Origin of the sequence: Pantoea leporis (assembly GCF_028048155.1) — a bacterium.
In the GTDB taxonomy this organism is placed as follows: domain Bacteria; phylum Pseudomonadota; class Gammaproteobacteria; order Enterobacterales; family Enterobacteriaceae; genus Pantoea; species Pantoea leporis.
Map to the genome: position 1 here is coordinate 123,371 of NZ_JALMEU010000007.1, position 12,814 is coordinate 136,184.

General features: G+C 53.5%; 12 protein-coding genes. 2 read left to right on the top strand and 10 right to left on the bottom strand.

Translation table 11 applies throughout. From position 1 onward, the window contains the following. Nucleotides 1-42: 42 nt before the first annotated feature. The 5 genes from MWH02_RS17305 to dnaB form a co-directional block, all read right to left on the bottom strand. Nucleotides 43-1,578: a catalase gene (locus tag MWH02_RS17305; RefSeq protein ID WP_137384966.1), complete on the bottom strand. Its 1,536-nt coding sequence runs from the start codon at nucleotides 1,576-1,578 to the stop codon at nucleotides 43-45. 190 nt (nucleotides 1,579-1,768) lie between these two features. Continuing rightward, nucleotides 1,769-2,962, bottom strand: a complete 1,194-nt coding sequence (locus tag MWH02_RS17310; RefSeq protein ID WP_271461126.1) for an amino acid aminotransferase — start codon at nucleotides 2,960-2,962, stop codon at nucleotides 1,769-1,771. Nucleotides 2,963-3,010: 48 nt separating this feature from the next. Beyond that, nucleotides 3,011-3,625 (bottom strand): YitT family protein, encoded by a 615-nt coding sequence (locus MWH02_RS17315; protein ID WP_008109953.1) that lies wholly within the window; start codon nucleotides 3,623-3,625, stop codon nucleotides 3,011-3,013. Nucleotides 3,626-3,853: 228 nt separating this feature from the next. Beyond that, nucleotides 3,854-4,345 (bottom strand): Lrp/AsnC family transcriptional regulator, encoded by a 492-nt coding sequence (locus tag MWH02_RS17320; RefSeq protein WP_097095220.1) that lies wholly within the window; start codon nucleotides 4,343-4,345, stop codon nucleotides 3,854-3,856. Between the two features lie 128 nt (nucleotides 4,346-4,473). Further along, entirely contained in the window at nucleotides 4,474-5,880 is a 1,407-nt protein-coding gene (gene dnaB / locus MWH02_RS17325; protein ID WP_101763062.1) for a replicative DNA helicase, read from the bottom strand. A 73-nt stretch (nucleotides 5,881-5,953) separates the two neighbouring features. On the opposite strand from dnaB, the gene MWH02_RS17330 reads away from it, so the two are divergent. Then, a complete protein-coding gene (locus MWH02_RS17330) occupies nucleotides 5,954-6,937 on the top strand; it encodes a quinone oxidoreductase (RefSeq protein WP_192412679.1) in 984 nt (327 codons plus the stop codon). 191 nt (nucleotides 6,938-7,128) lie between these two features. On the opposite strand, the gene pspG is transcribed toward MWH02_RS17330, so the two are convergent. The 3 genes from pspG to MWH02_RS17345 form a co-directional block, all read right to left on the bottom strand. After that, nucleotides 7,129-7,395, bottom strand: coding sequence for an envelope stress response protein PspG (gene pspG, locus MWH02_RS17335; RefSeq protein WP_101763064.1), 267 nt, complete (start codon nucleotides 7,393-7,395; stop codon nucleotides 7,129-7,131). Nucleotides 7,396-7,628: 233 nt separating this feature from the next. Then, the gene (gene dusA, locus MWH02_RS17340; RefSeq protein WP_271461127.1) at nucleotides 7,629-8,627 is read right to left on the bottom strand and encodes a tRNA dihydrouridine(20/20a) synthase DusA; all 999 of its coding nucleotides are present in this window, start codon (nucleotides 8,625-8,627) and stop codon (nucleotides 7,629-7,631) included. 96 nt (nucleotides 8,628-8,723) lie between these two features. Further along, nucleotides 8,724-9,974 (bottom strand): conjugal transfer protein TraF, encoded by a 1,251-nt coding sequence (locus tag MWH02_RS17345; RefSeq protein ID WP_137384961.1) that lies wholly within the window; start codon nucleotides 9,972-9,974, stop codon nucleotides 8,724-8,726. Nucleotides 9,975-10,425: 451 nt separating this feature from the next. On the opposite strand from MWH02_RS17345, the gene zur reads away from it, so the two are divergent. After that, nucleotides 10,426-10,944: a zinc uptake transcriptional repressor Zur gene (gene zur, locus MWH02_RS17350; protein ID WP_192412683.1), complete on the top strand. Its 519-nt coding sequence runs from the start codon at nucleotides 10,426-10,428 to the stop codon at nucleotides 10,942-10,944. Between the two features lie 75 nt (nucleotides 10,945-11,019). On the opposite strand, the gene MWH02_RS17355 is transcribed toward zur, so the two are convergent. Both MWH02_RS17355 and dinF read right to left on the bottom strand, forming a co-directional pair. Continuing rightward, entirely contained in the window at nucleotides 11,020-11,232 is a 213-nt protein-coding gene (locus MWH02_RS17355; RefSeq protein WP_110868149.1) for a CsbD family protein, read from the bottom strand. Nucleotides 11,233-11,396: 164 nt separating this feature from the next. Further along, nucleotides 11,397-12,719: an MATE family efflux transporter DinF gene (gene dinF / locus MWH02_RS17360; RefSeq protein ID WP_271461128.1), complete on the bottom strand. Its 1,323-nt coding sequence runs from the start codon at nucleotides 12,717-12,719 to the stop codon at nucleotides 11,397-11,399. Nucleotides 12,720-12,814 lie beyond the last annotated feature (95 nt).

The window sequence follows — 12,814 nt, forward strand, 5'->3', positions numbered from 1 at the left end:
GAGAGGAAAAAACGGCAGAGCGTGAACTCTGCCGACTGAAGGTTAGTCGCTCAGCTTAGCGGCCATGGTTTTGATGCTGCCCACATCGTCTTTAGTAATTGCAGCCAGACGTTCGCCGTACTCTTTATCAGCCTTGTAGAAGTACGACAACATAATGGCGCGGCTCTGCACATCCACGCCTTTCAGCGCGCCGCCCAGAGAATTGATCAGATCGGTTTTCTCTTTGTCATTGAAGGAACGATACAGATCGCCCGCCTGCTTAAAGTTCTGCGTTTTGGCAATCATCGCCTGCTGCGTGGTGCCGCTCAGCGGGCTGTGGCTGTATCGGGCGCTCTGCAGCTCTTCGCGTGGATAGACACGGCTTGGCTGATAGTTGACGCCATGATCGTCAGCCTTGCCGCTGTTCATCGCGCCGTCCTGATTACCGTTGCTCACCGGCACGCGCGGCGCGTTGACCGGCAACGTCAGGCCATTGGCGCCCAAACGGTGCATCTGGGTATCGGCGTAAGAGAACAAACGACCTTGCAGCAAGCGATCTTCCGATGGCTCAATGCCCGGAACCAGATTCGATGGCGCCATCGCCACCTGCTCGGTTTCCTGGAAGAAATTATCCACGTTGCGGTTCAATTCCATCTGGCCGACTTTCACTTCTGCGATACCCGGCCAGATTTTGGTAGCGTCCAGCGGGTTGAAGTCGAACTTATCCAGATCGCTGGCTTTGATGGTTTGAATATAGAGATCCCATTTCGGGAAGTCTTTGTTGTTGATCGATGCCACTAAATCTTCTGTCATGTGGCTGAAAGTGCTGCTCTGAATAGCCGCCACTTCGCCCGGATCGAGATTTTTCTCGCCCTGCAGGGTTTTCCAGTGGAATTTCACGTAGTGCACTTCACCTTTGGCGTTGACGAACTTATAGGCGTGCACGCTGTTGCCATCCATCTGGCGATAGTTTGCTGGCGTCCCCATGTTGGAGAACAGCATGGTCAGGCCGTGCGTGGCTTCCGGTACGTGAGAGAAGAAATCAAAGGTGCGCGCGTCGTTGCCAAGATTGGTGCGTGGATCAGGCTTAAAGGCATGCACCATGTCCGGGAATTTAATCGCGTCGCGGATGAAGAATACCGGCAGGTTGTTACCCACTAAATCCCAGTTGCCCTGGCTGGTGTAAAACTTGGTGGCAAAACCGCGCGGATCGCGCAGCGTTTCCGGTGAATGTTTGCTGTGCACCACGGATGAGAAGCGCACAAATACCGGCGTCACGCTGCCTGGTTTAAAGACTTCGGCAATGGTTAAGTCGCTGATGTCTTTGCTGGCGCGGAACTCGCCGTGCGCGCCGGTACCGCGTGCATGTACCACGCGCTCTGGAATGCGTTCTCGGTCAAAGCGTTGCAGCTTTTGGATCAGCTGCACATCTTGCAGTAACACTGCGCCATTTTCGCCTGCGGTTTGTGAGTTCTGGTTATCGCCGACGGGTGCGCCGTTATCACGCGTTAAAGCGGTGCTGTAAACCGGAAGGGAAAAGGCTAAGGCTAATACACAAGCGAGGGGTTTGACTGCAAAAGAGTAAGCGGTCCGGGTCATAAGCGTGCTTCCTTGTGAGTTTAAATATGCGACTACATTGCCGCTCTCGCGCCGTTTCAGGCTGGAGGATATTTACACTCATGGGGAGAAGCGCTAACGAGACCAGTCCGGTTTATAGTTAAAAAAAGTTATAAATAAAAAACCGCCAAACCATGTTGGCGGTTTTTTGTGGCGCGCAGTCGCAGTGAAGTTACATCACCGCAGCAAACGCCTCAGCAACCTGGTTGACGTTACGGCTGTTCAGGCCGGCAACGCACATGCGGCCGCTGGCGATCAGATACACGCCAAACTCATCACGCAGACGGTCAACCTGCTGCGCGCTCAAGCCGGTATAGCTGAACATGCCACGCTGTTTCAGCAGGTAATCAAAGTTTTGTCCCGGCAGTTTGGTACTCAACATGTCAACCAATGCCTGACGCATGTCGATGATGCGCAGACGCATCGCTTCGACTTCTGCCAGCCAGTTGTTGAGCAGCGCTTCGTCGTTCAGCACGCAGGAGACCACCTGCGCACCAAAGTTTGGCGGGCTGGAGTAATTGCGGCGCACGGTGGCTTTCAGCTGGCCCAGCACACGAGCGGACTCTTCCGCGCTATCGCAGACAATAGACAGGCCGCCAACGCGCTCGCCGTATAGCGAGAAAATCTTGGAGAACGAGTTGCTGACCAGCGCAGGCAGACCCGCGGCCGCAATCGCGCGAATCGCATAAGCATCCGCTTCCATGCCCGCGCCAAAGCCCTGATAAGCGATATCGAGGAACGGAATCAGCTCCTGCGCTTTCAGTACTTCGGTGGTTTCATCCCACTGTGCGTTGGTGAGATCGGCGCCGGTTGGGTTATGGCAGCACGGATGCAGCAGCACGATGGATTGCTTCGGCAAGGTTTTCAGTTTGGCGATGAACGCATCAAACTTCACGCCGTTGGTTTCCGCGTCATACCACGGATAGGTATTCACCTCGAAACCGGCACCGTTGAAGATCGCGACGTGGTTTTCCCACGTCGGATCGCTCACCCACACGTTGGACGCCGGGAAGTAACGCTTAAGGAAATCAGCACCGACTTTCAGCGCGCCTGAGCCGCCCAACGTCTGGATGGACGCAATGCGGCCCGCTTGCAGCATCGGATGTTGTTTACCGAACAGCAGCGGTGCAATGGCGTTACGGTAAGCGTTCAGACCTTCCATCGGCAGATACAGCGACGCCTGATGCGGCTGCGCCTGCAGGCGCTCTTCTGCTGCGGCAACCGCCTGCAGCTGAGGAATGATGCCCGCTTCGTTGTAATAGAGACCAATGCTCAGGTTTACTTTGTTATCGCGCGGATCTTGTTTGAAGGTTTCCATCAACGACAGAATCGGATCGCCGGCATAGGCATCAACGTTTTGAAACACGGTGCAGATCTCCATGATTGGTCATAAATAAGAGGTAAAGATGCGTCATCAAACCATGTAACGGCCGGGACGATGATTCATTGCGATGATGAGATTGAGGATCACCGCGCCCGCGATTGAAGCAAACAGCATCGGTAACGACACCACAAACAGCGACGCTAATACCACGCAGGTATCGACCGCCATTTGCAGTTTTCCGGCACGCAGACCGATGCGGTCCTGCAGCCAGAGCGCCAAAATATTAATACCGCCGAGGCTGGCTTTGTGACGGAACAACACTATAAACCCAATGCCCATCACCACGTTACCGAACAGTGTCGCATAAAACGGATTTAGCGCAGAAAAATGCACAAACAGTGGATGCAGATGGGTGAACAGCGACACCAGGCCAACCGCGCAGAAGGTTTTCAGGGTAAATTCCCAGCCCATGCGCCGCACGGCCAGCCAGTAAAATGGTAGGTTGATCAGGAAGAAGGCGCTACCGAAGGAGAGCGGTGACAAATAGCTGATTAAGAAGGCAATACCGGCAGAACTGCCGGTGAGTGCACCCGCCTGTTTCAGCATAATGACGCCGAAAGAGACCATTAGCGTGCCGAGGACTATCGCCAGCGCATCTTCAATCAGCGAATGGGGAACTTTAGTGGGTTGAACAACGTTATCCATGGGTTAATCTCATTGCAAATGATGCGGTTCAAATGCAAAAAACGCACCACATCGGCGGCGTATGCTCGCCGCCGATGGGTGCCAGTGATTATCCAATTGATAACTAAGGCGCTTTATTGCAGGTTTTTGTGCATCAGTTGAGACTTAAACCATCAACCCATGCACAAATCTGTTTTCTGGTGCGCGTTTTTTGCATTATTAAGGCAATAATTGCACCAGATTAGCACGTCACGCACTTTTTTGGCGCGTTTTGTGCTGCGGGATGATCATCAAACCGTTCTCTTTCAAACGGCTCAATACCACGGAAGTTTTCACGTGCGCCACGCTTTGATGGCCAGCCACTAACTGGCTGATCAGCGCGCTCAGTGAAGCCAGATCGGCTACCGCCACTTTCAGCAGATAATCGGCATCGCCGGTGGTTTTGAACGCATCAACAATCGCGGCTTCTTCTTCCACCATGCGATGGAAACTCTCTTCATAATCCGGCGTATGGTTTTTCAATCGCACTTCAATCAATCCCACCATGCCAAGGCCCACCGCGTCGGGCGAGAGGCGTGCGTGATAGCCGAGAATGAGATTGGCCTGCTCAAGATTGATGCGGCGGCGTGAACATTGCGACGCCGAAAGTCCGACTAAATCACTGAGTTCCTGGTTGGTGAGGCGTCCGTTAGATTGTAATAATGTCAATATCTTAAGGTCGTGATCGTCTACCTGAGTCATTCTGTTTCCACAGCGTAATAAGGGGCGCTTTGCTACAGATAACCTGATTAAAGCCGGGGTTGTCCAACACTATTTTCTGATGACGTGAAATGCATGCACAAAACGTGCATGCATCCGGAATGAAAGGGTTATTCGTCGTCGTATTGCGGGCCAGCGTAGTTATCAAAGCGCGACCATTGGCCATTAAAGGTCAAGCGTACCGTACCGATCGGGCCGTTACGCTGCTTACCCAGGATGATCTCGGCGATGCCTTTGAGATCGCTGTTTTCGTGATACACCTCGTCACGGTAGATGAACATGATCAAGTCGGCATCCTGCTCGATCGAACCTGATTCACGCAGATCCGAGTTCACTGGGCGCTTATCCGCACGTTGTTCCAGTGAGCGGTTTAGCTGCGACAGCGCCACCACCGGCACATTCAGCTCTTTCGCCAGCGCTTTAAGTGAGCGCGAGATTTCAGCGATCTCCAGCGTACGATTGTCCGACAGCGCAGGCACGCGCATCAGCTGCAGGTAGTCGATCATGATCAGGCTCAACCCGCCATTTTCACGGAAGATGCGGCGCGCGCGTGAGCGCACTTCGGTGGGCGTCAGGCCAGAAGAGTCATCGATAAACATGTTCTTCTTCTCAAGCAAAATCCCCATGGTGGCGGAAATGCGCGCCCAATCTTCATCTTCCAGCTGACCGGTACGAATGCGCGTCTGATCTACGCGCGACAGCGACGCCAGCATACGCATCATCAGCTGCTCGCTGGGCATCTCCAGGCTGAAAATCAACACCGGCTTGTCCTGCAACATCGCGGCGTTTTCGCACAAATTCATGGCGAAGGTGGTTTTACCCATCGAAGGACGCGCCGCGACGATGATCAGATCCGAGCCCTGTAAACCGGCGGTTTTTTTGTTCAAATCCTGATAGCCGGTATCGACGCCGGTGACGCCGTCGTGCGGCGTTGAGACCAGCGACTCAATGCGCGATACCGTGGCTTCCAGAATCTGCTCGATATTCTGCGGGCCCTGATCTTTATTAGCGCGCTGTTCAGCAATTTTGAAAACATTCGATTCAGCAAAGTCGAGCAGATCTTCACTGCTCCGTCCTTGCGGATCGTAACCGGCATCGGCGATTTGGTTCGCCACAGAAATCATTTCGCGCACTACCGCACGTTCACGCACGATATCGGCATAAGCACCAATGTTCGCGGCACTTGGCGTATTTTTTGCCAGTTCGGCCAGATAGGCGAAGCCGCCGGCCATCTCTAATTCACCAAGCGTTTCCAGCGATTCAGAGAGCGTAATCAGGTCGATCGGTTGGCCAGCTTCCAGCAAACGCTGCATTTCCGTGAAAATCAGACGGTGCGAGCGGTTGAAGAAATCACTGGCGACGACGCGTTCAGAAACGTTGTCCCAGCGCTGGTTATCCAGCATCAACCCACCGAGCACCGACTGCTCCGCTTCTATGGAATGCGGCGGCATTTTCACGCCTTCCAGCTGCCGATCGCGGGGTTCGTTCGATTTGTTGGTGGGTTTATTTCCTGCCATAGTGAATGCATTACCGATCGTGAAAGGGACGCGCAAGTATACCGTCCCAGGATGAACAATCACAGGAGTCAGAATGGCAAAGCGTATTCAGTTCAACCAACACGGCGGCCCAGATGTACTGCAATGGGTCGATTTCGAACTGGCCGATCCCGCCGAACATGAAGTGCAGGTGGAAAACAAGGCAATTGGCATTAACTACATTGATACCTACGTGCGCAGCGGCTTGTATCCGCAAAGCAGCTTCCCTTCCGGCCTGGGTACCGAAGCAGCCGGCGTGGTGAAACGCGTCGGATCGGCGGTGACGCGGTTTAAGGCGGGCGATCGCGTGGTCTATTGCCAGGCCGCGCTGGGCGCCTACAGCGAAGTGCACAATGTGGCGGAAGATCGTCTGGTGATCCTGCCGGACAGCATCTCCTTTGAGCAAGGTGCGGCCTCTTTCCTCAAAGGTTTAACCGTGCAGTATCTGCTGCGCCAAACCTATAAAGTGAAAGCTGACGAAATCTTCCTGTTCCACGCCGCTGCGGGTGGCGTGGGTTTGATCGCCTGCCAATGGGCCAAAGCGCTCGGCGCACATCTGATTGGCACGGTGGGTTCGGCTGAGAAAGCGAAGATAGCTAAAGATGCCGGTGCCTGGGCGACAATTAACTATCGTGAAGAGAATATCGCGAAGCGCGTCAGCGAGTTGACCCATGGCGAGAAAGTGGCCGTGGTGTATGACTCGGTGGGGAAAGATACCTGGGAACCTTCGCTAGATAGCCTGCGTCGCCACGGGTTAATGGTCAGCTTTGGTAATGCGTCGGGTCCGGTTACCGGCGTTGATCTCGGCATTCTCAACAAGAAAGGCTCGCTGTTCGTCACCCGACCTTCGCTGTTCGGTTACATCACCAACCGTGAAGAACTGGATACCGCCAGCAATGAGTTGTTCTCATTGATCGCCAGCCGCGCGATTCAGCTTAACGTGCCCGAGCAGCAGAAATTTGCCTTGAGTGACGCGGTGCGCGCGCATCAGGTGCTGGAGAGTCGCGCGACTCAGGGTTCCAGCCTGCTGATTCCCTGATCGCTAAATGCAAACGGGGCTTCCCGTAGGAAGCCCCTTTTTTTCTTTTTATAGTTCGCGCTGGTGTAGGGACAGCGGCGATGAATTCGTTTGAAACAACGCCAATCATCCTGACAGAAAACATAAGTAAAAAATATGTTTAAATGCGGAATAATGCTAAGCAATATCCGAGTCTGTGATCGTCACCGCAATTAGCGCCAGTCCCTTCTATCTAAGTCGCTGATTTTTCTTTTCAGCCTGCGCATCTTTGCCTCACCTGAAGGCGTGGTAAATGCCCGATAAAGCCAGACAGCGACAACCGCCAATACCAACCATGGCAACACTTTAATAACAATTGCCAGCAATCCGCCAAAGAACATCAAAGCGGTCGCCACCACCAATGCTGCAATAACGCCCAGCAACGAAACGCCGGTGAACAGCAGCATCAGAAAAAAGCCGATAACAAATAGAATTTCCACGAAGGCTCTCCTGTGTAAGTAACATCAGGAACATTACAAGATACGTGCCAGGTTATAAAAATAGCTAACTGCTTGAAAGCAATGGACAAGAGTTGAATGAAGAAATAATGAGGTGATGAAAAAAACTAATTCTCGGCGTAGAAATAACCATCTATAAAATTATGGTACTGGCTTACGGTGCGCATGAAGGCGCACCGTATCAAACCGGAAGGTTCCGGCATGCTAAACAGTGATTACATCACTTCCTGTGGGATCTTATCCGCTACCAGCGCCAACGCCGCTTCCAGCACGCGCACATCGGCGCCGGGTTTGTGGGCGTTTTCACTTAAATAGCGACGCCACTGGCGCGCACCCGGAATGCACTGGAACAGGCCAAGCATATGGCGCGTCACATGGCCGAGGTACATGCCTTTGGATAGTTCAGCTTCAATGTAGGGATACATCGAGCGCACCACCGCTACCGGATCGACGCGCGGCATATCGCGACCAAACAGCTCGCGGTCAACCTGCGCCAGAATGCCCGGATTCTGATAGGCTTCGCGCCCCATCATCACGCCATCCATATGCTGCAGATGCAGTTTGGCCTCTTCCAGCGTTTTGATGCCGCCATTAATCGCCATGGTCAGCGCCGGAAAATCGCGCTTCAGCTGGTAAACGCGGGGATAATCGAGCGGCGGAATCTCGCGATTCTCTTTCGGGCTTAAACCCGACAGCCACGCTTTGCGCGCGTGGATAATAAAGGTATCGCAGCCGCCCTGTTGCGCCACAGTGCCAATAAAATCACACAGGAATTCGTAGCTGTCCTGCTCATCAATACCGATGCGGGTTTTGACCGTCACCGGAATGCTCACCACATCGCGCATCGCTTTAATGCAGTCGGCAACCAGCACCGCATCGCCCATCAGGCAGGCGCCAAAACGTCCGTTCTGGACGCGATCGGATGGACAACCCACGTTGAGGTTGATCTCATCGTAGCCACGCTCTTCTGCCAGCTTAGCGCACTGCGCCAGGGCGGCGGGATCGCTGCCACCCAGCTGCAGCGCCAGCGGATGTTCTTCCTCGCTGTAGGCCAGATAGTCGCCTTTACCGTGAATGATCGCGCCGGTCGTCACCATTTCGGTGTACAGCAGCGTGTCACCGCTCAGCTTACGGTGAAAATAACGACAGTGACGATCGGTCCAGTCGAGCATTGGGGCGATGGAAAAACGTTGCGAGGAGAAAGTATCGGTCATGAAACGCAGTAAATCCGCAGTAAGTAAGTGATGAGAAACTGCGCAATCATATCACAGCAAAACGGGCGGCACAGCCGCCCGTTATCAGACGGGTAATTAGAAGTTGAATCCGAGCTGCAGCATGGCACCTACGGTGTTGTCTTTACCCACAGAACCGGCCAGATCCAGATGGACAGCATTGTTGAACGGTGACACACCCAAACCGGCGGTGAACACGTCAGTATCGGTCGACTTCAGATCGGCGCGATAGCCGGCACGCAGCGCCAGCCAATCCAGCACACGATATTCCGCACCTACGCCGGCATATTGGCTGGTGTCTTCCGACTTGAAGCGTTTGGTTTCAGTCAGATCAACATCCCCCGCCAGCGTGAATGGCCCGTTATTCCAGGAAAGCCCTGTAGTGACCAGCGGACGAATTTGATAAGTATCGCGGTAACCGTTCACCTCTTTGGTATCGAGATCGCGCGAGATCAGGTTTTGTCCGGTCACGCCAAAGGTCCAGTTCTCACCGAAATCTGTTGCGACACCCGCATCCATGTTGAAACCGGTATCGCTGCTGCGGTAGCGGCTGCTGTTGATGTCACTCTTGTCGTAGTTGTAGATACTCGCGGTGTAGTTATACAGCCAGGTTTTCTGCAGCTTTGGCGTCACGCCGACAGAAACCGGATGGCCGGCAATCGAGAACTCATGCGCGACTGACACACCATAATCGGTGACTAATGCCGCCAGGCCATTGGCGCTGGAGCGTAAGTTATTTTCATCACCCGGCACAGGCACTCTCGTGCCATTGGCAACCGCGCGCAGGTAGGCAATATCGCTATCTGCCACGTTGGCGCGCACAATCGCAGTGCCGTAAGCCTTGGTGATAAAGGCAAAAGGTAAGGTTTCATTCGGAACGGTGACGGCCACGGCCACGCCGGCTGTTGCGTGAGCTTTATTACCACGCAGGTCGCTGAGCTGGTTTGCCATATCGCCTGCGGCGGCCTTCAGCTGCGGGTAACCATTGAGGTAATCCTGAAAGGTCAGGTTATCGATCACGTCCTGATAACGATCAACGGTATCGGTAATGTCGTCAACGCGATCGATCAATTTGTCTTTATCGGTAACCTGTGCGCCGGCTGATGGAAGAATGATGCTGACGTTATCTTCAGGCTGCGCCTTGGTCATCAATGCTGGGTTAGCCAGCACCGCCGAACTCCAGGTGGAAGAGGCTACGCCGGTACCGCCCATTGCGTCGTTACGCGCGTCGTACCATGTACCTGCTGCCAGAGCTGAGGAAGAGAGAAATACTGCATTCAAACCAACAAGATAAGCTACTTTTTTGTGCCTGAATAATGTCTTCGCCATGAGCCTGCCATCACCTTTGAAATGTCGCTGAATCACTCACCGACTGAAAGTTTAGTTAGCCGCTATTCTGAACCCTGGCTAACGCTTCATTGCTGTGAATTAAAAGGAAATAGCACTGCTATTCGCAGAATTGGACGCTTCCACGCCATTCCGCTGTGTTTTTATGCAGAAAAATTAACAGTGAGTAAATTGAGACCAGAAATTACTTAAGACCTTTTGAACCATAGCCGCTAACCCGGTGAGTTGCAAAGCAAAATCCGTGCAGACGTTGCGCTGCCTGGCCGGACGCATTTTACAGACATAAGGGTTGCAGCAATATTGACGGAAAAATGGCGAAGGTAATCTATTGATTGGGGAGAATTTTCTTAGGGATTTTAAGGACAATAAGCAATCACAGCAGCGTAAAAATTTGTGTGATAAAATAACATCACCTGCAACCCGGAGAATGCTTATGTCAAACCTCACGCCAGAACAACTTCTTACCCAGGCTGAATCACTTTGCCTTGATCGCGGCGTGCGCCTGACCACTCAACGCGCCGAAGTGTTGCGCTTAATGGCAGAGCAGAACGGTTCGATAAGCGCTTACGATTTGCTGGATCAACTGCGTGTCAGTGAACCGCAAGCAAAACCGCCCACCATCTATCGCGCGCTGGATTTCCTGCTGGAACAGGGATTTATTCATCGCGTAGAGTCAAATAACAGTTACGTGGTTTGCCATCATTTTGATGAGCCAGCACATACTTCTGTAATGTTAGTGTGTGACGGTTGTGCGGCAGTTAGCGAAAAACATGCTCATGGCGTGGAAAAAACCATCGCTGCATTAGCGGATCAGGCGGGATTTTCTCTGCGACATACCGTGATTGAGGCACATGGCCTGTGTGAAAATTGCGTAGAAGTGGCGGCTTGCACGCACCATGAAAGCTGCGAGCATGACCATCAGGTCGAGGGTAAAAAGCGGGTAAGAAAATAGGGAGGCACATCCTTGTGCCGGGCCAATCACTACGCTAAATGATTGGCGGGTAGGAGCATCATCCGTGAAGTGAGATTACCAGCGGTAATCTTTGTTGGTTGTTTCCCAGTCTTTCACTTCTTTCTCGGCCTGGTCTTTACCATAACCGTAGCGTTCCTGGATTTTACCAACCAGCTGATCGCGTTTACCTTCGATCACAGTGAAGTCGTCATCGGTCAGCTTGCCCCACTTCTCTTTAAACTTGCCTTTGAACTGCTTCCAGTTTCCGCTCGCTTCGTCTTTGTTCATAATATTCCTCCACTACATCCTGAGTGAGATAGATATATTGCCTGCTTAGCTGGCGATATACCCAGACAACGCGCTACTCATATGCGCCGTATGAGGTAATTGTAGTAGCCGCTTCGCAGTTTGCAGGGAAATACAGATTAATCTGTAGGTTACGCTTCGCTTATTCAGGCGTTAAACCAGCTATCGCGCCGCCAGTGACCACGCCAAATGAGCCCCAGCGTGAGTCCGCGTAACGCGAGGAATACCGTCACCGCCAGCCATAAACCGTGATTACCGAGCCACGGCAGCGTGAGCAGCGAGACACCGTAGCCGATCGCCGCCATCACCATGCTGTTGCGCATCTCACGCCCGCGCGTCGCGCCGATAAACATGCCGTCCAGCAGATAGCACCAGACGCCAACCAGCGGCAGAATCACTTGCCAAAGCAGATAGCGGTCGGCCATCTCTCGTAGCGCTTCCAGTGACGTCAGCATCGCCACAATCTGCGGACCGGTGAATGCATAAATCAGCGCAAAGATCGCGGCGACGAAGCAAGCCTGGCGACAAGCCGCATGCCAAATCAGCAATAGTCGGCTGCGATCTTTGGCCCCAACCGCTTCACCCGAACAGGCTTCAACCGCGTAGGCAAATCCATCAAGCGCGTATGCGGTGAAAGTGAGGAACATCAGCAGCACCGCATTGACTGCCACTACATCCGGCCCAATGCGTGCGCCAAGGATGGTGAGCGACGCGAAGCATATTTGCAGCATCAAAGACCGCAGCATAATGTCGCGATTGAGGCGGAATAGCCGCGCCGCATCGCCGCGCCAGCTGCTTTTGAGTAAAGCAAAATGGATACCGCGCATCTTTAGCACCCGCGCCACCATCCACAAACCCACGCCCAGCGTGACATATTCTGCCAGCGCGGTAGCCGCCGCCGCTCCGGCGACACCCCAATGCAGTTTGAGCACGAACAGCAGATCCAGCAGGATATTCACCAGGTTGCCGATGATTAGCAGCACCATCGGTGCCCGCGCATACTGCACGCCCAGCAGCCAGCCAAGAATCACCAAATTGGCCAAGGTTGCGGGCGCACTTAGCCAGCGAATCTCAATAAATATTTTCGCCTGTTGCTGCACTTCCGGGCTGCCACCCATTAACGCTGCCGCCAGGCTGCTGACCGGCGTTCGCAGCACCATAAACAGCGCACCAAAAACCAGCGCAATCAGTAGCGGCTGTGTTAAGGCGCGCGCCAGCGCCGTTTTGTCATTGGCGCCAAATGCCTGAGCGGTGAGTCCGGTGGTGCTCATGCGCAGGAAAAGCAGGAGCATAAAGATGAAGCTGGTGGCGGTTGTGCCCACGGCGACGCCACCGAGGTAGATCGGGCTATCGAGATGACCAATAACGGCGGTATCCACTACACCCAGTAATGGGACGGTGATATTTGACAGGATCATCGGCAGCGCTAGCCGCCAGAGCGTTTTATCTGAGGAGGAAAACAGCTGCATTAGCCCATTCCGTTGTGTGCGGTAATCAGCGTAATGGCGCCAGAATGAGCCGCAGAAAGAGTCACAGAGAAGTAAAACAGCAGACTGCGGTCAGC